At 38.5% G+C, this 21,924-nt stretch carries 22 protein-coding genes; 16 read left to right on the forward strand and 6 right to left on the reverse strand.

Annotated features, from left to right (window positions below):
* Positions 1-9: 9 nt before the first annotated feature.
* From BN6559_RS12395 to BN6559_RS12405, 3 genes are read left to right on the forward strand one after another with little or no spacing between them, the layout of a single operon-like run.
* Positions 10-1,107, forward strand: coding sequence for a PTS fructose transporter subunit IIC (locus BN6559_RS12395; protein WP_234407841.1), 1,098 nt, complete (start codon positions 10-12; stop codon positions 1,105-1,107).
* Between the two features lie 44 nt (positions 1,108-1,151).
* Positions 1,152-2,012: a ketose-bisphosphate aldolase gene (locus BN6559_RS12400; protein WP_110955010.1), complete on the forward strand. Its 861-nt coding sequence runs from the start codon at positions 1,152-1,154 to the stop codon at positions 2,010-2,012.
* Between the two features lie 13 nt (positions 2,013-2,025).
* On the forward strand, positions 2,026-2,556 hold the full coding sequence (locus tag BN6559_RS12405) for a D-lyxose/D-mannose family sugar isomerase (protein WP_110955011.1): 531 nt from the start codon (positions 2,026-2,028) through the stop codon (positions 2,554-2,556).
* 112 nt (positions 2,557-2,668) lie between these two features.
* Here the strand turns inward: BN6559_RS12405 and BN6559_RS12410 are convergent, their stop codons facing one another.
* Complete coding sequence (locus BN6559_RS12410; RefSeq protein ID WP_110955012.1) at positions 2,669-3,520, reverse strand: YitT family protein; 852 nt, start codon at positions 3,518-3,520, stop codon at positions 2,669-2,671.
* A 157-nt stretch (positions 3,521-3,677) separates the two neighbouring features.
* On the opposite strand from BN6559_RS12410, the gene BN6559_RS12415 reads away from it, so the two are divergent.
* Positions 3,678-4,804 (forward strand): IS3 family transposase gene (locus BN6559_RS12415; RefSeq protein WP_110952830.1). Its coding sequence is split into 2 segments (ribosomal slippage): positions 3,678-3,933 and positions 3,933-4,804, totalling 1,128 coding nucleotides; the frame shifts between segments, so codons are not numbered across the junction.
* Positions 4,805-5,040: 236 nt separating this feature from the next.
* Here BN6559_RS12415 and BN6559_RS12420 read toward each other — a convergent pair.
* Positions 5,041-5,337, reverse strand: a complete 297-nt coding sequence (locus BN6559_RS12420; RefSeq protein ID WP_110955013.1) for a helix-turn-helix domain-containing protein — start codon at positions 5,335-5,337, stop codon at positions 5,041-5,043.
* Between the two features lie 178 nt (positions 5,338-5,515).
* On the opposite strand from BN6559_RS12420, the gene BN6559_RS12425 reads away from it, so the two are divergent.
* Complete coding sequence (locus BN6559_RS12425; RefSeq protein ID WP_110955014.1) at positions 5,516-5,980, forward strand: PTS sugar transporter subunit IIA; 465 nt, start codon at positions 5,516-5,518, stop codon at positions 5,978-5,980.
* A 146-nt stretch (positions 5,981-6,126) separates the two neighbouring features.
* Here the strand turns inward: BN6559_RS12425 and BN6559_RS12430 are convergent, their stop codons facing one another.
* On the reverse strand, positions 6,127-6,708 hold the full coding sequence (locus BN6559_RS12430) for a DJ-1/PfpI family protein (RefSeq protein WP_110955015.1): 582 nt from the start codon (positions 6,706-6,708) through the stop codon (positions 6,127-6,129).
* Positions 6,709-6,995: 287 nt separating this feature from the next.
* Between BN6559_RS12430 and BN6559_RS12435 the strand changes: the two genes are divergently transcribed.
* The 4 genes from BN6559_RS12435 to larE all read left to right on the forward strand — a co-directional run bounded on the left by BN6559_RS12435 (position 6,996) and on the right by larE (position 12,543).
* The gene (locus tag BN6559_RS12435) at positions 6,996-8,690 is read left to right on the forward strand and encodes a WG repeat-containing protein (protein ID WP_199883980.1); all 1,695 of its coding nucleotides are present in this window, start codon (positions 6,996-6,998) and stop codon (positions 8,688-8,690) included.
* 188 nt (positions 8,691-8,878) lie between these two features.
* Positions 8,879-10,246: an MATE family efflux transporter gene (locus BN6559_RS12440; protein ID WP_110955017.1), complete on the forward strand. Its 1,368-nt coding sequence runs from the start codon at positions 8,879-8,881 to the stop codon at positions 10,244-10,246.
* A 318-nt stretch (positions 10,247-10,564) separates the two neighbouring features.
* A complete protein-coding gene (locus BN6559_RS12445; protein WP_110956395.1) occupies positions 10,565-11,671 on the forward strand; it encodes a DUF362 domain-containing protein in 1,107 nt (368 codons plus the stop codon).
* 53 nt (positions 11,672-11,724) lie between these two features.
* On the forward strand, positions 11,725-12,543 hold the full coding sequence (gene larE, locus BN6559_RS12450; RefSeq protein WP_110955018.1) for an ATP-dependent sacrificial sulfur transferase LarE: 819 nt from the start codon (positions 11,725-11,727) through the stop codon (positions 12,541-12,543).
* Between the two features lie 174 nt (positions 12,544-12,717).
* On the opposite strand, the gene BN6559_RS12455 is transcribed toward larE, so the two are convergent.
* Together BN6559_RS12455 and BN6559_RS12460 are read right to left on the reverse strand one after the other, a co-directional pair.
* Entirely contained in the window at positions 12,718-13,338 is a 621-nt protein-coding gene (locus tag BN6559_RS12455) for a flavodoxin family protein (RefSeq protein WP_110955019.1), read from the reverse strand.
* Between the two features lie 317 nt (positions 13,339-13,655).
* Complete coding sequence (locus tag BN6559_RS12460; RefSeq protein WP_199883981.1) at positions 13,656-14,003, reverse strand: winged helix-turn-helix transcriptional regulator; 348 nt, start codon at positions 14,001-14,003, stop codon at positions 13,656-13,658.
* A 116-nt stretch (positions 14,004-14,119) separates the two neighbouring features.
* Here BN6559_RS12460 and BN6559_RS12465 point away from each other — a divergent pair, with 116 nt between their 5' ends.
* From BN6559_RS12465 to BN6559_RS12480, 4 genes are all read left to right on the forward strand, one after another.
* The gene (locus BN6559_RS12465) at positions 14,120-14,665 is read left to right on the forward strand and encodes a flavodoxin family protein (RefSeq protein ID WP_110955020.1); all 546 of its coding nucleotides are present in this window, start codon (positions 14,120-14,122) and stop codon (positions 14,663-14,665) included.
* 279 nt (positions 14,666-14,944) lie between these two features.
* Positions 14,945-15,976, forward strand: a complete 1,032-nt coding sequence (locus tag BN6559_RS12470) for an ROK family protein (protein WP_110955021.1) — start codon at positions 14,945-14,947, stop codon at positions 15,974-15,976.
* Between the two features lie 60 nt (positions 15,977-16,036).
* Complete coding sequence (locus BN6559_RS12475; RefSeq protein WP_110955022.1) at positions 16,037-17,236, forward strand: MFS transporter; 1,200 nt, start codon at positions 16,037-16,039, stop codon at positions 17,234-17,236.
* Between the two features lie 206 nt (positions 17,237-17,442).
* Positions 17,443-18,231 carry a histidinol-phosphatase HisJ family protein gene (locus BN6559_RS12480; RefSeq protein WP_110955023.1) on the forward strand — a complete coding sequence of 263 codons (789 nt, stop codon included), beginning with the start codon at positions 17,443-17,445 and terminating at the stop codon, positions 18,229-18,231.
* Positions 18,232-18,366: 135 nt separating this feature from the next.
* Here BN6559_RS12480 and BN6559_RS12485 read toward each other — a convergent pair whose 3' ends face one another.
* Entirely contained in the window at positions 18,367-19,014 is a 648-nt protein-coding gene (locus BN6559_RS12485; RefSeq protein ID WP_110955024.1) for a helix-turn-helix transcriptional regulator, read from the reverse strand.
* A 169-nt stretch (positions 19,015-19,183) separates the two neighbouring features.
* Here BN6559_RS12485 and BN6559_RS12490 point away from each other — a divergent pair, with 169 nt between their 5' ends.
* Genes BN6559_RS12490 through BN6559_RS12500 form a run of 3 tightly spaced genes read left to right on the forward strand, consistent with a single transcriptional unit; the run spans position 19,184 to position 21,814 of the window.
* A complete protein-coding gene (locus BN6559_RS12490) occupies positions 19,184-20,296 on the forward strand; it encodes an alanine racemase (protein ID WP_110955025.1) in 1,113 nt (370 codons plus the stop codon).
* Between the two features lie 40 nt (positions 20,297-20,336).
* Entirely contained in the window at positions 20,337-20,723 is a 387-nt protein-coding gene (locus BN6559_RS12495; protein WP_110955026.1) for a RidA family protein, read from the forward strand.
* Positions 20,720-21,814 carry a threonine synthase gene (locus BN6559_RS12500; RefSeq protein ID WP_110955027.1) on the forward strand — a complete coding sequence of 365 codons (1,095 nt, stop codon included), beginning with the start codon at positions 20,720-20,722 and terminating at the stop codon, positions 21,812-21,814. The genes BN6559_RS12495 and BN6559_RS12500 overlap by 4 nt, the downstream gene beginning before the upstream one ends.
* Positions 21,815-21,924 lie beyond the last annotated feature (110 nt).

Below are 21,924 nucleotides of genomic sequence, written 5' to 3' on the forward strand. Positions count from 1 at the left end.
TGAAGAAAAGTGGCAGGACAAAGTAATGTGATTGGAACGATCAAAAAGCATGTACTGACAGGTGTTTCTTATATGCTTCCGTTGATTGTTGCCGCAGGGATTTGTATGGCATTGGGACAAGTGGCAGGCAGGTTAATGGGTGGCAATTTGATTGAGGTAGAGGGGTCGCTCCCTTATGTGCTCAATCAGATTGGGATTTATGGCTTGGCATATTTAATTGTACCTGTAATTTGTGCCTATATTGCTTTTTCTATTTCAGATAGACCAGGGATTGCACCGGGACTTATTGTCGGATTTATTTGTACGCAAATTCATGCTGGGTTTATTGGTGGGATGGTAGGCGGATTTGTTGTTGGGTATGTAGTCAATGGAATTAAGAGATATGTGAAGGTGCCTGTTGCGGCACAAGGCTTGATGCCAATTATGATTATTCCGGTATTATCGACGGTCATTGCCGGACTTGGCATGTACTATATCATCGGTCAGCCGATTATATGGTTACAGAGTAGTTTAATTCACCTGCTTGAGAGTATGCAAAATGGTTCCAAGTTTGCTTTGGGGGCAATACTTGGGGTGATGGCGACGTTTGATTTTGGCGGGCCGGTGAATAAAACGATGTCGCTGTTTGTGGATGGGCTTTTAGTTGATGGTGTTTATGGGCCGGAGTCGGTGAAATTTGTGGGATCAATGATTCCGCCGTTTGGGATCGCGATCTCATATTTTTTGACGAAGAATAAATATACAAGGGCTGAGAAGGAAGCGCTGAAAGCGGCGTTTCCAATGGGAATCTGCATGATTACAGAAGGTGTGATTCCGATTGCGGCTAGGGATTTATTTCGGGTGGTGGCTTCTTGTGTTACAGGTTCAGCGATCGCGGGCGGATTGCTGATGGTTTGGGGTGTGGAGTCACCCGTACCGCACGGCGGAATGTTTGTTGTGCCGTTATTTAAAGAACCATTGTTGTTCTGTGCGGCGCTTTTGCTTGGTTCGGTGATTTGTGGTGTGATGCTGTCATTTTTGAAGAAAAAAGTGACAGAATCGGATGAAGCTTTTGATGATGATGCGGTTCAGGTAAAAGATGAGGAGATCAACTTTAGCTTGGAATAATATTGTGCAAATAAAAAATAGTGTAGAGAAGGAGTGTTTTGTTTATGTTAGTGAAAATGTCAGAATTGTTAAGCGTTGCAAAAACAGAAAAGTTTGCAGTTGGTGCATTTAATGTATCGGATAGTTCATTACTGAGAGCAGTGACGGAGGAAGCTGAGGCTTCGAATTCTCCGGCGATCATTGCGATTCATCCTGATGAACTAAAATTTATTACGGATGCGTTTATGGCGTATGTCATCGAGAGAACAAAAAGCAGTACGATTCCTTTTGTGATTCACTTGGATCATGGTGGTTCTTTTGCTGATGTTATGCGGGCAATACACGTTGGTTTTAGCTCAGTGATGATTGATGGTTCACGACTTCCTTATCATGAGAATGTTCTGTTGACGAAAAAGGTTGTAGAAGCAGCGCATGCGGCAGGCGTTTGTGTTGAGGGGGAACTCGGAACGATCGGCAATACAGGAACCTCGATTGAGGGCGGTGTTAGCGAGATCACTTATACAGATCCTGACCAGGCAGAGGATTTTGTGAAAGTAACGGGTGTGGATTCTTTAGCGGTAGCGATTGGTACGGCACATGGCATTTATCCGAAAGATGTTACGCCAAAATTACAAATGCATATTTTACAGGCAATTACTGAAAAGATTGCTACGCCAATCGTATTACATGGTGGTTCAGCAAATCCAGATAAAGAGATTGCCGAGGCAGTTAAAATTGGTGTGCAGAAAGTCAATATTTCGAGTGATATGAAATTTGCCTTTTACAAGAAAGCACGGGAAATCTTATCGGCGCAGGAATGCTGGGAACCAAATATGATATATCCGCAGTGTATTGACGCGGCTAGAGAAGTGATTCGTTTTAAGATGAATTTATTTGGTTCCATCGGTATGGCGAACCGTTATTGAGGAGGAATAATGAATGGCTGATATAAATTTGATATTGAGTGAAAAAGTCGAAGGATTATTTAAGAAAGCGCATATTGCTTTAACAGCGGAAGAAAGAGAACACTTAGAGTTTGTTGATTTTGGCTTTGGTGCAGGTAATGTTGATAAGGAAGGGCTGCAGCTCATCGTGTACTGTAATAATGAACGTTATTGTGCTAAGGAAATGGTGCTTTTGCCATATCAAACATGTCCAGAGCATCGGCATCCGCCAAAGAAAAACGATGCGGAGGGCAAGATGGAAACATTTCGTTGTCGTTATGGAAAAGTGTATCTTTATGTAGCAGGGGATGCCACAAAACATTTGTCGGCAGAAATTCCTGTGAAACATAAAAAATGGTATACAGTAAGGCACGAGATTGTTTTACATGCAGGACAGCAGTATACGATTCCACCCAATACACGCCACTGGTTTCAGGCAGGCAATAAAGGAGCCGTCATAAGCGAATTTTCTTCGCCGAGTGATGATGCATCGGATATTTTCACAAACCCCAACATACAGCGCTAAGGAACGCTTGAAGTTAAATCTATTTTATTGTCATATTTAACATAAAAAAACTTCCCTTTAGAGATGAATTGTTTGAAAGCGAATTCATCTCTGTGGGAAGTTTTTGTTCTTGTTATATTTGTTTTGGTCCAGGTAGTGTGAAGCCTCGGCCTAAAACTTCTACGGCATCTTGAACGATCATAAATGCGTGGGGATCTACATCCTGGATAAGAAGTTTAATTTGACCAATTTGGGTTAGGCTTACAACGACAAAGATGACTTGTTTTTCTTGGCGCGTAAAGGCACCTTGTCCAGTGAGAATTGTAGCACCTCGCCCTACTTCTTTTAGGATGACATTGATGATCTCTTCTGTTTTATAGGAAACGATATGCAAAGTTTTCTTGCGATTAAATCCTTCTACGACATTGTCGGTAATGTTGGCGGCAATAAACATGGAGATCAGAGTAAGTATGGCGAGTTTTATGCCAAACAGAAGCGCAGCGACCACCATAATCATACAGTTAAGTGAGAAGGAGGCAATCCCTACATTGATAGAGTAGTATTTTTTCAAGATACTGCAGACAACATCAAGCCCGCCGCCGCTGCCATTGGCTCTAAATATAAGCCCTGAGCCAATGCCGGTTACAACTCCGCCTGTAATAGCAGCGAGAATTGGGTCATCTAAGATCATAAAGTTTGATAAATAACCCGTAAGATCTATGAAGAGGGATAAGAGTACCGCGCCATAGATGGTTTTAAAAAGATACTCTTTGCCGATGAGTCGATAAGCCGCGTAAAAAAGGGGGATATTCATTGCTAGCATTTGTAAACCAATGGGCCAGCCGGACAGATAAAAAAGGATAATCGCTATCCCGCTCACCCCGCCGCTTAGTAGGTGATGAGGAACGAGAAAGCTATTGATCGCGATCGCACTTAACAAACAACCAATACCGACAGAAAGATATTGATAAATTTTATTCCGCATATAGTTTTTCCTCCTAGTATGAAATGAGAAGTATAGATTTAGCTTTAAAGTTTATCGACTTCCAGGTACACCATTCATAATGGATAGGCTACAATTAATTGGACAGTTATTATAAGGGCATGTAAAATAAAATAATAAAACAAAAGGAGCTAGGCCCATGACTGTTGAAAAACGCCCTCGTCGTAGCTATACGGACGAATTCAAAAAACAAGTTGTACAATTATATAATAACGGAAAACGTAAGTGTGACATTATTCGTGAATATGATATCGCATCGTCCTTGCTTGACAAATGGATTCAGCAAGCTAACAATAGTGGCTCTTTCAAGGAGAAAGATAATCTTACAACTGAACAGATAGAACTGATTGAGCTTCGCAAACGGAACAAATATCTTGAAATGGAGAATGATATTTTAAAGCAAGCAGCGCTGATCTTAGGACGAAAGTAAATGTGATTAAAGCCAATATCCACAAATACTCTGTATCAGCAATGTGTAAAGTCCTACAAATTCCAAGAAGCACCTATTATTATGAGGCAAAAGCAAATCCAGATGAATCTAAGCTGGTGGCAAATATTGTTGATATATTTAAAGCAAGCCGAAATAATTATGGAACCCGAAAAATAAAATCAGATTTAAAAGATAGAAATATCATTGCTTCACGCCGCCGCATCGGCAGAATCATGAGGCAGGAAGGACTGATTTCAAGTTATACGACTGCCCAGTTCCGTCCTCAAAAGGATACTTGTAATGAATCAAAAACCAAAAATGTTGTTGACCGCCAGTTCAGTGAACAACCATATAGAAATGCTATTGTAAGCGATTTAACATATGTCAGAGTCGGCATGAGCTGGAACTACATTTGTGTGCTTATTGACCTCTTTAATAGAGAAATAATTGGTTACAGTGCCGGACGTAATAAAACAGCAGACCTTGTAAAACAGGCATTTCAGACTGTAAGGGGAAATCTGAAAGATATCCAGATATTTCACACGGACCGTGGCAACGAATTTAAAAATCGGACCATTGAAGAAATCTTGGAAGCATTTGAAATTCAGCGTTCTCTCAGTCATAAAGGGTGTCCTTATGATAATGCAGTGGCAGAAGCAACATTTAAAATAATCAAAACAGAATTTATCAGGAACCAGACTTTTCACAGCTTAAACCATCTGCAGATTGAGTTAGCTGATTATGTAAATTGGTTCAACAATCATAGGATTCATTCTTCACTAGGATATCTAACACCGGTGAAGTATAGAATAAATACCCTTAAAAAAGTTGTCTAAAAAACTGTTGACAGTCCATAAAAAACCTCCTAAGTATATTCTATAGTAGGCCTGGTTATTTGTATATCCAGAAAGCTAATTTGATTTTATCAGGTAATGTAAAGTGGGTTCATGATAAAAAGACACTATCTAAGATGAGGTTGAGGACATTATTTTAAATCGTTCAATCATAAAATGAATCAATATAACAAAACCCTGTTACTTATAGGTAACAGGGTTTTGTTATATATACGATCTTATTTTATCCCATATTTATAGAAAAGAAACTCTTTAAATAAAGCCAATTCTTTTTTTGCATCAATAGGAAGAGCTTCAATCTTATTGGTATTTGGGTCTTCATCTTCTGAAAAAAATTCTGCTAAAGTTATTCCTAAAGCATTACAAATTTTTTCTAAGGTAACAATATTAGGACTTTTTTGGCCAATTTCGATCTCTCGTAAAGTTGCCTGTCCTATTTCTGCAAGTTGAGAAAGCTTGTTTGTACTATAACCTTTTTCTGTTCTCAACTGGACGATTCGTTTAGCAATAATCATAAATTATATCCTCCAATTTAACGCTAAAGCAATTATAACATTAAAAAACCGAGGAAAAATAACGTTTTAGCATTGAAGAATTAACGCGAAAGCATTATAATAAAATCGAAAAGAGGGTGAGAAATAGAAGAAGTCATGTCGAAATTCAAAAGTAAAAAAGGTGAGAGGTGAGTGAGATATGAAGATTGAAGAAATTTTGAGTGAGAATCTGATTGAATTAAATTTAAAAGCAAAGACAAAAGTGTCGGCGATAAGAGAATTAATAGAGTTACTCTATCAAGAAGGTATCATACATAATCCTGCATTATTTTTACAAGAGATTTATGAACAGGCTGCAAAAGAGGGAACGATACTGGGGAATTGTATAGCGATACCGTATGGGCAATCTGAGACAGTAGCCGTTAGCTCGGTCGCAATTGGAAGAACAGAACAAGACATGATATGGGATTCCTTCGAGGATATGCCAGTCCGTATCGTACTTTTGGTTGCAGTAAAAAAAGAAGATAAAATGGATGTGCATTTGCGTTCGTTAAGACAGATCGCCTGCAGTGTGATGGGCAAAGAAATACAGGAGAAATTGCTGACAATCGAGGATGAAAAAGAGATGGTTACTGTGTTACAAGACCTCTATGTTCGAGCATAGAATAGAAGATTTCAAAGCATTAAATTTATATAGAATTCATATGAAAACAACAAAACTTCCAGACGGGTAAAATAAGGAATGCAAACCCGAACGGGAGTTTTTTTATTGCCAGTTTTATCTGAACCTTTTATTTCTCGGCGCTATCGTTATAATTGGTCAATATCTATATGGTATTCAATTTTTTTTGCTACTTCTTTTGCCAAATCATTGCTAAATAGAATTTTGAGGAGGTAAAAACCTAATTCTAAACCAGAAGTAACACCGGCGGCGGTAATGATGTTATGATCTTGGACTACCTTTTTATCAGGGACTATCGTTACCGAATAGGCTGCCAGTTCTTCTAAAGCGGTGTGATAGGTCGTTGCTTGTTTTCCGTTGAGTAAACCTGCCGCAGCTAGGATAAACGCACCGGTACATACGGAAGTCATGTACTTGGCATGGGCAGCTTGCTTTAATACGAATTCTTTAATCTGGGGGTTGTGCATTGCTTCGAAGCGGCCTTTGCCTCCCGGAAGTACTAAGATATCTAAATCAGGGCAAGTGTCAAAAGAATACTCAGGAATAATTTTCATCCCATTAAAGGCTTGAACGATATCTAAATTTTCGGCGATAAGGAAAACTTGTGTACTGTCTGGCTGAATTTTATTGCTATAACTTAATACTTCAAAAGGACCTACAAAATCCATTTCTTCAACTTGCGGAAAAATAAGAATGCCTATTTTGAACATGACGATTCTCCTTTATGATATGTATATTTTTAATGTTATTTCGAGAAAACTTGATAGATTCCTTTGCCGATACAGTTGGCGTTAAAAAGTAATTGTTTCATTGCGTCATCATGGGAATCAGTAGATCAGCAGAAACTGTAAATCCTGTTATAGAAATATAAGTTTAGAAATAGGATGAATCTAGATGAATTAGGACTATATTCCTGTTTGTTATTTGTTTTACAGGATTTAAAAAATTTACCTTGAATATCAATCATTTGTAATCATTGATATAAGGAGTGGAAGAATTGAAATTACAATTAAAAACAAGTGTTGTTGTAGGCGTTATTACAGTAATCATAGCAGCATGCGGTGCAGCCTATGCCAATGGAGCAAATGAAAAACAACTAAGTGAAAAACCTGCTGTTAGTGCGGACGTCCCATTAAAGCAGACGACAAGTGAAGTGGAAAAATCTACAGAAGATACTTACAGTAAGCGCGGTAAGTTAGTTATTCCGTTTGCTGAATTGCATAGATTGAGTTTATTTCAAGAAAAGGGACCTATTTTAGTCAAACAGAAACGACAATATGGTCTTTTTGATAAGAATGGAAAAACCATTTTGCCTGTGGAATTTCAGAATATTACAATTCGTAAAGGTGGTATGATTGAAGTTCTGAAAGACAAAAATCATGGGCTTTATAATCCAGATGGTGAATTGATTTTGCCAATAGCATTTGATGATGCTGTACCTGATAAAAATGATACGATTGTTGTGAAGCAAAAAAATAAATGGGGACTTTATGATATACGTGGAAATATAATTTTACCTATAGAATTTGATGAAATAAAAGGTATTTCTTCAGGTTTAATTGCCGCGAAAAAGGATAAGTTATGGAATTATTATGATTGGTCAGGAAAAATTGCGTTTGAAGGGGCGTTTGAGGAAGCTAGCGAATTTTCCGCAGGCATTGCACTTGTAAAACGTGATCGTAAATGGGGTGCGATTGATACAGAGGGAAACGTTGTAATTCCTTATCAGTATAAAGAGATGGCTGGTTTTTCTGAAGGTTTGGCTGCGGTAAGAACGAAGGATAAGTGGGGATTTATCGACAAAACAGGAAAAATCGTGATTGAAGAAAAGTTTAGAGGCTATGAAGCTGGTTTCAAAGAGGGACTGGCAATTGTAAATGAAAAAAGTAAACATGATTATATCGACGTGAATGGAAATATTGTTTTTAGTGCACCGTATGATTTTGTGTTCCAATTTGAAGATGGTCTTGCGGAAGTTCGCGTAGAAAAGAGCAGTTTTTCTTGGGGCGGGCTTATTAGTACAGCGATCTCAGCAAAATTTGGGGGATATTCGGATCCTTCAAACAATAACTTGGTAGAGTATAATCTTAAACGCGGTTTTATTGATAAAACTGGAGCACTAATTATTACAACAAAGTATGATTTAGTGAATGTATTCAAAGATGATTTATCGAAGGTTATTGATCATGATAAAACAGGCTTTGTAAATCGTAAAGGTGAATTTGTGATTCCAGCAGAATATCAAAGTTTATCTGATTTTGAAAATGGTTTGGCAATGTTTGAAAAAGACGATAAATGGGGCTACATTGATAAAAAGAATCAGACTTTAACTACGAGAAAGTTTGATGGTGTAAAAACTTTTAGCTGCGATAGAGGTGCGGTTAAACTGGGTGAAAAATGGGGTTTTATCGATACTGCGGGCAATTTAGTCATCAGAGCTAAGTTTGATGAAGTTCAGCCGTTTATGAATGATATTGCTGCGATAAAATATAGTGATGCTTGGGGCATCATTGATTTAGAGGGTAATTATATAATTCCAGCGAAACCAGATTATGAAGAAATGGCAGTACTCAATTCCGATCATATTGGTGTCAAAGTAAAGGGGAAATGGGGTATTATGAATAAGGATGGACACATGATCGTAGATCCTCAATACGATACGATCAGTGCTCTTGTTTCTGAAAAGGAATAAGTTCAATTAAATTTATACGATCCTATATTGTTTTGTTTCCAAATGAAGCTGGTGTAAATCATTTAAACTTATTTACACCAGCTTCATTTTTTACGTACTTTCTTAATTGATTTATCCCCCATAGGGGGATATAATAAAAAGAAATTGTGAAAAGCATGTTTTTATAACATTGCGTGGAGCGAAAGTTTATGGATCAAACGATACTTGACGTAGGTACCAAGCAGAAATCAAAAACAATTTTAAAGCTTGCGATACCAACTGTAATTGAGAATTTTCTGTTGACGGTGGTCGGCTTTGTGGATACCTTTTTTGTTGCTAAAATTGGTTTGGCAGAAGTTGCTGCAGTCGGCGTAATCAATGCGATATCTGCAATTTATATTGCTGTTTTCTTAGCCGTAGGAATTGGTACAGCGGCTTTAATTGCACAGAATATTGGAGCTGGCAATATCAAACAGGCTAAAGTCATTGCGGGACAATCCACTTGGTTGGCAATGGGGGCAGGGGGGATAGCAGGCATCTTTACTTTGTTTTTTGCCGAACCTTTACTCAGCCATATGGGAGTGGAGGCAGAAGTTCTATCAGCAGGGATTGTATATTTCGAAATTACCTGTATTCCGGCAATTTTTATTGCGCTCATGGCGATATTCGGGACGATTTTACGCAGTAGTGGTGATAGCAAAACACCGATGAAAGTCGGTTTGGGGATTAATATACTGCATCTGGTGTTGGATTATATTTTAATTTTTGGGTTGGGCCCTTGGCAGGGCTGGGGAATTGCCGGGGCTGCTTGGGCAACTACACTTTCTCGGATAATAGGTGCAGTGATTTTATATTTATATATCCGCAAATCAAGTGTAGCTTTTTCATTACGTGCAGGTGTGTCAAAGCATTTGATTATGCCGATCTTAAAACTTGCCGGGCCGGCAGTAGTGGAACGATTGGTGATGCGTTTAGGACAGCTGTTTTATGCGGGGCTGATTGTTAGGATTGGAACCGAGGTCTATTCAGCTTTCCTTATTGCAGGTAACATTTCTTATTTTTCATTTATGCCAGGCTATGGGTTGGCAATCGCGGCGACTACGCTTGTAGGCAATCAAATTGGCAGTGCCCGTTTCAAAGCGGCGTATCAATATGGAATGATTACGATGTGGATTGCTGTTATTTTTATGGGCGTCATTGGCGTTGGCTATTTCTGCTTTGCCGAATTTGCCGGAGCTTGGTTTACGAAAGAGGTGCAAGTCATTGAGATGGTAACGTTGGGATTACAGATTGATGCTTTTGCGCAGCCTTTTATTGCGATCAGTTTGGTGATAACAGGCGCATTACAAGGTGCAGGGGATACAAAAAGTCCTATGTATAGTACGATTATTGGTATATGGGGAATTCGTGTAGTAGGAATTTATGTTCTTTGTTTGCATTTTACGATGGGAATTGCGGGTGTATGGTTAGTGAATGCGATTGACTATATTTTACGTTCGATTTTTTTACTGTATCGCTTTAGAAAGCAGATGCATAATGAAACGTTGCAAGATATAAATTTCTGCAATAGAATGTAACTTAGCTTTTATACAAAATAAGGATTGATTTAGCGGTTTATATGGTATACGATATTTTGAATTTGCGACAAATCTGAAAAGGAACTTGACTTTGAGTTAACTCTATGTTGTAGAATAACTAGAAAGAGTAAATGCTATTTTAAAGTTTCGTTTTTCTATGTGTAATTTACAAGTTATCCGTAGTATGAAAATATTACGCGTGATCCAGTAAATGAGCGATGAAAGGATTGTACATATTTATAGAGAAGTTTGACTTGGAAAAACGGAAATTCACAAAACTGATTTTGGAGAGAATCAATGACAATGGAGGGCTATAAAATGGAAAAGTCAAAAGTGTTTTATACGGATATGCACGCAGGCAGTGAAGCCAATCTTTTACAAAAGTTAGAACGGCTAATGAAAAAAGCCGGTTTTGAGCGCATTGATTTCAAAGGGAAATTTGTAGCAGTTAAATTACACTTTGGTGAACCGGGCAACCTAGCATATCTTAGAGCAAACTATGCAAGTGTTGTCTGTGATTATATCAAGCGCCTAGGCGGAAAACCGTTTGTAACGGACTGTAATACGCTGTATGTTGGTGGTAGAAAGAATGGATTGGATCATTTAGACAGTGCTTATAAGAATGGTTATAATCCTTTCGCAACAGGGGTCCACACTATTATTGCAGATGGTATCAAAGGAACTGAAGAACGGCTTGTACCTGTAGAGGGCGGAGAATACGTGAAAGAAGCCAAAATTGGCAGTGCTATTATGGATGCAGATATTATTGTTTCCTTGAACCATTTTAAAGGCCATGAATTGACAGGCTTTGGTGGAGCGTTAAAAAACTTGGGCATGGGGTGTGGCTCTCGCGCAGGGAAAATGGAAATGCATAGCGCCGGTAAACCCCACATCAATATAGAAGATTGTATCGGATGTAGAAAATGTCAAAAAATTTGTGCCCATGATGCGCCTGTCATTACAAATGGCAAAGCGACGATTGATCAAGATAAATGTGTGGGATGTGGACGTTGTATTGGTGTATGTCCGAAAGATGCTGTTCTTCCTGCCTTTGACGAGGCAAATGATGTGCTGAATTACAAGATTGCAGAATATACAAAAGCTGTGGTGCAGGGGCGTCCTAATTTTCATATCAATATGGTAATTGACGTATCTCCTTATTGTGACTGCCATGCAGAAAACGATATCGCGATTGTACCTGATGTAGGCATGTTTGCATCTTATGATCCGGTTGCTGTGGATATGGCTTGTGCGGATGCTGTGAATCATCAGCCTGCTATCGCCGGTAGTGTTTTGGAAAAGCATGGACATCGTCATGGGGATCATTTTAAGGATGTTTCTCCTGAAACAAATTGGATTTCTGCGTTGGAGCACGGGCAGAAGATCGGTATTGGTAATATGGAATATGAATTAACTAAAATGTAATTTAGATTATGAAACTACATAGTAGATATGTAGAAGAAAGGAGTCGTATCAATATGAACTCTAAAACGCAGTTTAAACTCGCGCAATTAATGGACTTATTGACTGACCTTGACAGCGTGGCTGTAGGATTTTCAGCGGGCGTTGACAGTACGCTTTTGACGGCTGCAGCTGGGCGTAGTCTGGGGGATAGAGCAGTCGCTGTAACGGCTTACTCATCTACATTACCGGAAACGGAGAAACAGGAAGCGGTAGCGATTGCTGGGCAGTTAGATGTACGCCATATTTTGCTGCATATTGATGAGTTGGAGAGTACGGATTTTGTCGCCAATACGAACCAACGTTGTTATTATTGTAAAAAAACTCGCTTTGGCACTTTGCGTGATTGGGCTAAGTCAAATGGCTATGCTTGGGTACTTGACGGTGCGAACGCTGATGATTGCAAGGATTATCGCCCTGGGATGAAAGCCGTAGCAGAATTGGAAGGGGTACGCAGCCCACTATTAGAAGTTGGATTAACGAAAGCAGAAATACGAGAAATTTCTCAGGAGTGGAACCTGCCTACTTGGAATAAGCCAAGTGCCGCCTGCTTATCATCTCGGGTGGCTTACGGTTTAGAAATTACCAAAGAACGTCTGGGGCAAATCGAACAGGCCGAAAAGATCATAAAAAGATTTTGTAAGGGGCAAGTTCGAGTGCGCCATCATGGTGATCTAGCCCGTATCGAGGTTGATCCGAATGATATCGTTACATTAGCTGCACCTGAAACTGCACAGTATGTCCATAATGAATTAAAGCAATTAGGCTTCACCTTCATTACACTGGATCTGGCAGGATATCGCAGCGGCAGTATGAATGCGGTGTTAGAGAAGTAAAGAAACTCTTATATTTGATCCATTAAAGCTGGTAATAAAGGATTATAAATAAAATAAATTAAGGCATCCAAAATCAAACTGTAGAAGCAATGCAAGTTATTGCATGCTGAGGTTTGATTTTAGATGCCTTATTTTTGTAAACTATGTAAATGAATAAAGAGCTGATGGAGCTAGTTATTGTATAAAATGCGTATTTATTCTTGGCTCGTATACAGGCTTAGAGATACCGGAATTTTTCCCGGCTTCTATGGATTTTAACAGCCATGCCATATTTTGCGCTAGAGTTCGCATGGTTTGTAAGCCTTCCTCATCTTTTCTCACGTCTTCGGGTGTAAATCCATGTACTTGATTCCAGTATTGCGAAGATATAATCGGCATATTGGAGATCGTAAAGTATTTATTGAGACGATCAAAAGCAGCAGTTGCGCCGCCGCGTCTGCATGATACGATGGATGCACCTAATTTACCAGCCATTTTTCCGCCATGGGCAAAGAACAATCGATCGAGAAATGCCGTTAGTTGACCGCTGGGGCCTGCATAGTATACGGGTGAACCGAGGATGATAGCGTCAAACGTATCCAAAGTATCTGCGAGTTCATTTACTTTATCATTCCAAACACATTTGCCTGTTTGCGAACATTTCATACAAGCGATACAGCCCGCAATCGGTTTTTTACCAAGGTACAGTAATTCTGTTTCAATTTCGTGCTTATTTAGGACACCTGCAACCTCCATTAAAGCCGTATAGGTACATCCATGCTCATTTGGACTACCGTTAATTAATAATGCTTTCATAGTTTACCCTCCAATAATTTTAAAAGACTATATTTGGTTTTATATTATACAAAAGCTAAGATTTGTATGTGCAAAACTACAAAGCTTAGTTTGGATAATTATTTTTAGGCGATGAGAATGTGTATGGATCTACGGGATAACGCATCGCTTACAAATTTAATTTTACTGTATGACGATATGATATCAAGTACGCACATTTATGTGCGATACTAACCAATAGGAAAGTATAAAGCTAATAAAAAAGTCTTTGAATGCAATGATTGATGATTCAAAGACTTTTTATTAGAAAATGGTGGGTTGCAGCTCTAAAATGTAAATTAGGAATTTAATCGATTTTTACCGCCCCAGGTACACATCATGTCTAAAATCGGAATTAGTGATGTTCCGCGTTCTGATAAGCTATATTCTACTTTTGGCGGAATCTGCGGATATTCTTTGCGTATAATTAATTGATCCGCTTCCATTTCTTTCAGCGTTTTACTTAAGGTTTTGAAGGAAATTGTGCCGATCGCACGGTGAAGTTCGTTGAATCGAATTGCAGATTTACATTCAGAGAGCCAATACATAATAATCATTTTATACTTACCGTTAATCAGCGATAGCGTGTACCCGAAATCAGTATCTTTTATGTTTATACCAGTTGGGATGCAATCTTCAATAGACATTTTTACACTTCCTTTTGAGTTAGTACATTACCTTGATGTGCGTACTTCCTTAACGTCATATTTTAAATTATACTTTAATTGCTGTCAATCATTTATTTAAGAAAGGGAGAGTTACTATGAAAAAGAATATTTTGGTGCTAACTGGTAGTCCAAGGGTAAGAGGTAATAGCGATTTATTAGCAGATGCTTTTATCAAAGGTGCAAGCGAGGCAGGGCATGAAGTTATGAAATATGAAGCTGGTAAAAAGAATATAATGGGATGCAAAGCCTGTGATACCTGCTACAGTAAAGGGAAACCTTGTTCATTTGATGATGATTTTAATCGCGTTGTCCCTTTGATAGAAAAAGCGGAAATGATTGTTTTTGTAACGCCGCTTTACTGGTTTACGTTTCCTGCACAGCTTAAGGCAGTTATAGATAAACTATACGCGCTGATTATGGGAGAAAAAGAATTGAAGATAAAAGAAAGCATGCTTTTGGTTTGTGGCGAAGATGATAAAGAAGCTGCATTTGGCGGTATCATTGGCACCTATGAACAAATTGCTGACTATCAAAAGTGGACAGATCGCGGGCAATTGATCGTTCCGGGTGTGCTTAATAAAGGCGATATAGTATCGACAAAATATCTTCCTATTGCCGAAGAGATGGGACGAAATATTTAACCTTTAGAAAGTATATGATCGAAAAGAAAATATGCAAGCCTATGAAAACATCTGAAGCTGATTGAGCAGGCTTCAGATGTTTTATTTATTGTTAGGTATCTGCTGTTGACAAGAATTAAAGTTCAATGCTATATTAAGTTATAATACTTTTGATAAGAGTTACGATAAGTTATTGAAATACAAGAAAAGCAAGGAATGTCATCTGCTTTTAGAGGGTGGATGATGTGAAGAAGCCAACTACAGATGGCAAATGAGATACTGATATAAAAGGAGAAGTGTATGATACCGATCGTTAATAACACCATCCGGGTGAAACAAGTCAATGTTGAATTGGTTAAGACTGCATTAAAGGCGTTAGAAAGCGGTACAAAAATAACTTTGGCGAATGCAACGGGGTTGAGTGTGGCAACTTGCAGTAATATTTTAAATGAATTATTAGAGCGCGGCGAAGTTATTAAGGCTGATTTAGAACAATCTAGCGGTGGTCGTCCAGCACAAAGATTTATGTATAATGCAAATTACGCCTATGCTGCTTGTCTTTTTGTAAGTAATGATGAAGGGCGTTATTATATCAATTATGCAATTGTCAATATGCTGGGAGAGATCGTTGAGCAGCAGACGGATGAGGTCTCAGTCCTTGATTATGAAGCGGTAGACCAGCTTGTTGAAAAACTGATTGATCGTTATGAAAATATTACCGCTCTTGGCATTGGTGTACCGGGTCTCGTAAATAAAGGTTTCATTGGTTCCTGTGATATAGAAGAATTATCAGATGTTGCTTTGGCGGATCGGTTAAAAGAGAAATATAACGTAGCGGTTACGGTTGAAAATGACGTCAATTTAATTGCATATGGTTTTTACCAAGAACAAAAGTATGATGAAGATAAAAGCATTGCAGTTGTTATTTTTCCTCGTGATAATTGTTCTGGGGCGGGCCTTATGGTGGATGGTCATATTGTTAGAGGAAATACGAATTTTGCCGGTGAAATATCGTATTTGCCGTTTGATATTTCACGTGCAGAGCAAATACGACAGCTTAATTTGACAGAAGGCGTTTCACCGATTATGGTGAAAACGCTGGTCTCTATCATTGCCGTTATAAATCCCGCAACGATTGTTATAACGGGTAATTTAGTTCGGCTGGATATGTTGGGGCAGTTCTATCATGCGTGCAAGGCGTTTATTCCGTGTGAACACTTGCCGCAGTTACGTATTAAAGAAAATATGCGGGGCGATTATATGAAGGGCTTAATTTCGATTACTTTAGAAAGTCTGGCTTGTAATGTGCAATTGATAGAAAAGCGTTTATAGAAAGTCTGACGTAAATAAGAATAGGTACTTTTGGTATAAATGGAGTAGTAGGGGGATTACATGAATAAAGTGATTGAAGATAAAAGCAGGTCTGAATTTCCGGCAGAGGGGAGTTTGACTGAAAGACGTCCAGCGCTGGGCTTAAAGGAACAAATTTCAACCAAAGCAGCTTTTTTTATCGGAGGGGTCGCAGTTTCAGCATGGGCGCCGTTGGTTCCTTATGCGAAAGCACGGTTGGGCGTGGATGAAGGAACGCTGGGATTGCTATTATTATGTCTGGGTGCCGGATCGATTATGACCATGCCTTTAGCGGGTGTGCTGGCGGCGCGTTTTGGCTGCCGAAAAGTTGTTTGTGTTGCTAGTCTGTTTATATGTCTTGCGCTGCCTTTTCTGACGATTGCGGCGAGTATTCCTGCTATGGTGATGACATTACTTATCTTTGGTGCTTCCATTGGCATGGTGGATGTCGTGATCAATATTCAGGCTGCGATTGTTGAGAAGCATAGTGGCAGAGCGATGATGTCCGGATTTCATGGAGCATGGAGTGTCGGCGGCTTTGCTGGAGCTGCGGGTGTTAGCGCTCTTCTATGGGCGAACGTGTCACCAATGATGGCAGTTCTCTGTGTCGCTGTTATGATTGTCGGACTTTTATTGATTTTCGGAAAGTATTTGCTGCCTTACGGGAGTGAAGATCAGAATGGGGTATCATTTATTATTCCTAAAGGGATTGTGCTTTTCATAGGTTTTTTATGTTTCATCGTTTTTTTAGCAGAAGGATCTATACTGGATTGGAGTGCTGTCTTTTTGACTTCATCGCGTGGTGTTGCATTTTCTTATGCGGGATTGGGCTATTCTATATTTTCAATTACGATGATGATCGGCAGATTAACGGGTGATCGTATTGTTGCTAAATTTGGGGGCAGAAAGGTTGTTCTTTTTGGTGGAATCAGTGCGGCGGCGGGGCTTGCTATTGTTGTGTTTATTCCGAATTGGATAGCATCACTCTTTGGTTTTGCTCTACTTGGGCTGGGAGCAGCCAATATTGTACCGGTTTTATATTCCGTTTTAGGCCGACAGAAAGTCATGCCGGTAAATTTGGCAATTTCAGCTGTCTCTACTTTCGGGTATTCAGGCGTTTTGGCAGGCCCGGCACTTATTGGTTTTATAGCGCACGCAACGAGTCTTGTTGTTGCATTTTTAATTGTCGCTGTCATGTTGTTGTTTGTAGCTGCTAGTTCGCGTGTTACAGCGCAGTTATAATTGCAGAAATAAATTGCGAATGGAAACTGGACGATATCAGAATCTGTAAAGAAGCAAAGCTTAATATTTGATAATACAATTCGAGAATAGGGTAAAGCGTGTTAGCGTCTACTAAGATATATTTTCGTGCGACATACGTTGATGCTTGATGAAAATATAGCGGGGTAGGCGATTCATAATTTTGATCATATAAGGGGGAAGAAGAAATGTTAGCTGATTATCATATTCATACAGAGCATTCTGACGATTCGTCATACCCAATGGAAGATATGATTCAACAGGCAATCCGACTGGGATTAGAGGAAATCTGTATTACGGAGCATATGGACTATTTTAGAAATGATTTTACACACATGGTAAATTACGATGCATATCTATCGGAATATCGTTGTCTGGAAGCAAAGTATCGAGATAAAATTTGTATAAAGTTTGGTGTGGAATTCGGGGTGCAAATGCATACGATCCAAGAGTTTACGCGTGATTTTAAGATGTATCCGTTTGATTTTATCATCTTGTCAAATCATCAAATTGATGATAAGGAATTTTGGACGGGAGAGTATCAGCAGGGAAAAACACAGTTGGAGTATAACTCGGCATATTATCAAGCAATTTTAGATGTCATTTCCAACTTCAAAAATTATAGTGTTCTAGGGCATTTAGATATGATTAAGCGTTATGATAAGAAAGGTGTGTTAGACGATCGGGTAAATGAGATGTTGATCAAGGATATTTTAAAACTTGCCATTTCTGACGGTAAAGGAATTGAAGTCAATACTTCCTGTTTTCGTTATAAAATGCCTGACCTTACTCCTTCGCGCACGATTTTGACATGGTATTATGAACTAGGCGGGACCATACTGACAATCGGTTCCGACAGTCATGAAGAAGGTCATCTGGGGCATCGTCTCTTATATGCAAGAGACGAATTAAAGAAGATCGGATTTAAACAGTTCTGCACCTTTGATAAAATGGATCCTGTTTTTCATGATCTATAAAAGGTTATATTAAAAAGACGGTTCGAGCATCCTAAAAGGGAAGCATGAACCGTCTTTTTGGTGCGCATATAGAATTTTATAGGAATACTGCAGTTTTTGCAGTCGTGATAAAATGCTTTTCAGCCAATGCGTGTTTTATTCAGTTAGATCTTCTTTCTTGATCGCATCAAGATAACTATAAACAGTCACTTTAGATATATTTAATTTTTCGGCAACTTTTTCTATGGAGCCTTTAATTAAAAAAATCCCCTTTTGCTCCATAAATTGAATTAACGCAATTTTATCTTTTCGTTTTAAAGTTTCAATATTGCTATTGCCGATCATTTTGTTGATTAAATCATCTACAATTTCCATAACATTCGTAAAAGGTTCTACCGTTGTTTCGATATTTTCTTGCTCTGTAATCAAAAAGTCATCTAATAGTGTTTTAAGATTATCAAAACTATTTAAATCATAATTTACACAGAAAGCGCCAATTACTTTATCATCATAGTCTCTAATCAGTGCGGTAGAAGATTTTATTTTTCTGCCGTCTTCGGTGACGGTTAAATAATTTGCCGTAAAATCATGATCAAAATTTTTAGACAAAAGTACATCTTTGATTAAATGGTCAAAGGGCTGTCCGATTTGTCGTCCGGTTACGTGATTATGAATTGTGTAAACTACTGAATTTTGAGGAATGGATAAATCATGAATAACCACTTCGCAGTTTTTACCAAAGGTTTTTGCGATCAAGTTGGCTATAGGGATATATTTTTCTAATTTTTTATTGATAGAATGCAATTGAACTTTTACCTCCAAAATATAGAAAAAAATCTATAAATATCTTGAAAATCTATAATTTATTATATATAATACAGAAAAAAGATGATTTATATGTATTATTATATAATTTTTTATATAATAGTCAATTCTATCATCTGAAAATAATATGAATTAGGAAGTGTATAGTATGATCAAGTCAAAATATGAACAGATTGATACACCGGCACTTTTAATTGATGAAGATCTTATGATTGAAAACCTCCGTTTTATGCAAAAAAAGGCAAATAAATTTAGAGTGAATTTACGTCCCCATATAAAAACGCATAGAATGCCCGAGCTGGCGAAACTTCAGCTGCAAGGAGGTGCAGTTGGTATTACAGTGGCTAAGGTGGGCGAAGCAGAAATCATGGCAGAGCATGGGATAAATGATATCTTTATAGCAAATGAAATTGTAGGAATTTCTAAACTTGAAAGAATAAAAGCACTGGCAGAAAAGATAACAATACGTTTAGGTGTGGACAATCAAAAGCAAGTGGATCAATTGGAACAAGTTTTTAAAACTGCGAATATGCCGATTGAGGTTTTAATTGAACTTGAAGTCGGTGAAGATCGTTCTGGTGTGATTACAGATGCACAACTCATTCATTTAGCAAAATATATTGAAAAACAAGACAAGGTTGTTTTAAAGGGTATTTTTTCTCACGAAGGTCACACGTATAAAGCCAAAGATAAAGATGAATGCCGTAGGTTAGCAGTGGAGAGTCAGCAGAGGACGATTCGGGCAGTTAATTTAATCAGAGAAGAGGGGATTGGTGTTGATATTGTAAGTATTGGATCTACTCCTTCACTGATGCAAGCAGAAATAATTGCAGGAATTACAGAAATCAGACCTGGCACATATATTTTTATGGACGCCGGGCAAGGAAATGCGATGAAAGATTATAGCCATTGTGCGGCCACGGTTTTGGTGACAGTTATCAGTAAGCCAACGGAAGAACGCGTCGTCTTTGATGCGGGAGCTAAAACTTTAACTACACAAAATCGTCCGGGCGGAATATGTGCGACAGAAGGACAAGGATTAGTCAAAAATTCTAAAAACGTTCGTGTTGCGGGATTGTTCGATGAACATGGATTAATCTATGATAAAACGTTTAGAGAATATATTGAAATCGGCGATAAAATAGAAATTATTCCGAATCATATTTGTCCTACTTGTAATTTATATGAGAAAGCGTATCTGGTTTCTAAGGGACAATGTATAAGAGAAATTCCTATTTTATGTAGAGGAAAATCTCAATAGTATAAACTTGATGAAGATAAATGAAAAAAGGATGATCTATATGAAAAAAATTACACCAAACTATGCTTGTGAGAATAAAGGTCATTATACGCCGGGGATGATTTCAAATGGAATGCTGTATATTTCTGGACAGTTGTCTATCGACCCCGATACGCGAAAAGTAGCAAGTGGCGGCATTGAAGAACATGCTAGACTTGCATTGAAAAATGTTGACCGTGTTCTGAAAGAAGCTGGATGTTCTAGATCTGATATTGTGCAGTGTAGAGTCTGTATCGCAGATATTGATCAATGGGATGCTGTCAATCAAGTGTATGCGGAGTTCTTTGGCGAACATAAACCGGCTAGGATTGTCGTGCCTGTAGGTAAACTTCATTTCGGGTGCCTTATAGAGATTGAAGCAATTGCTGAATTGAGGGGTGAAAAATGAACTATATCTGCTTAAAATGCGGAAAAATAACAGCTGTAACAACGAGAAAGGCAAGGTGCGATTGCGGTGGGCTATGGAAATTAGAATATAAACCGCCGAAATTTGATATGTCTTTAATTGATCGTGACACTTGGGGGATTTTTCGTTATCGAGCTTTTATGCCCTTAGAAGGTGAAACATGGCGGGAAATTACTTTGGGGGAAGGGATGACGCCGGTAATACAGCTTAACGAGGATGTTTTGCTTAAGATGGAGTATTTTATGCCGACTTTATCTTTTAAAGATAGAGGTGCTGCGATCTTGATTGCGCATTGTAAAGCAATTGGTATAAATTCCGTCGCACAAGATAGTAGCGGAAATGCGGGGAATAGTGTCGCAGCTTATTGTGCCAAGGCTGGTATTGATTGTGAGATTTTTGTACCAGAAGGAACGTCTCCGCAAAAGATAAATATGATTCAATCTCATAATGCACGTGTTAATATTATCCCCGGAACGAGAGATACCTGTGCAGATGTTTGCCGCGCAAAGGTAGAACACGAGGGAATATACTATGCAAATCATGTATATCAGCCGCTGTTCTATCAAGGAACAAAAACGTATATTTACGAAATCTATGAGCAGTTGCACAGAATTCCGAAGAATATCTTTGTGCCGTTGGGAAATGGTACGCTGTTTATCGGAATTGTGAAAGCATTGGAAGAGTTGCTGGATAGTACAGTCATTGAAAAAATGCCCAATATTATAGCGGTTCAAAGTGAACATTGTGCTCCCTTTGTCAAAGCTGTGATGAATGAAGAACGTCAGCCGGCGGCGATCATACCCTCTCCAACAATGGCAGAAGGTATTGCGATTGGCGTGCCTATGCGCGGAGAAGAAATTTTAGAGTATATTTATAAATATGGAATCAAAGTGATTACAGCTCCAGAGAATCAAATCTTAAAAGCTAGAATGGATCTCGCTGCCAAAGGCATTTATTGTGAGCATACAACCGCAGCTACATATGCGGCATATCTAAAATATTGTGAAATAAAAGGACGGACACCCGATAGTTTAATTCCTATGTGTGGTGCAGGGCTTAAATCAGATCATTGAAATTTTAGGAAATTTAAATCCTGATAATAAAGAGACAGGCACATTGTTTTCGCTTTATATTCGAGAATAATATGTCTGTCTTTATTTTGATTAAAATTAAATTCCGATAG

The organism is Massilibacillus massiliensis (assembly GCF_900086705.1).
Lineage (GTDB): Bacteria > Bacillota > Negativicutes > FLKF01 > FLKF01 > Massilibacillus > Massilibacillus massiliensis.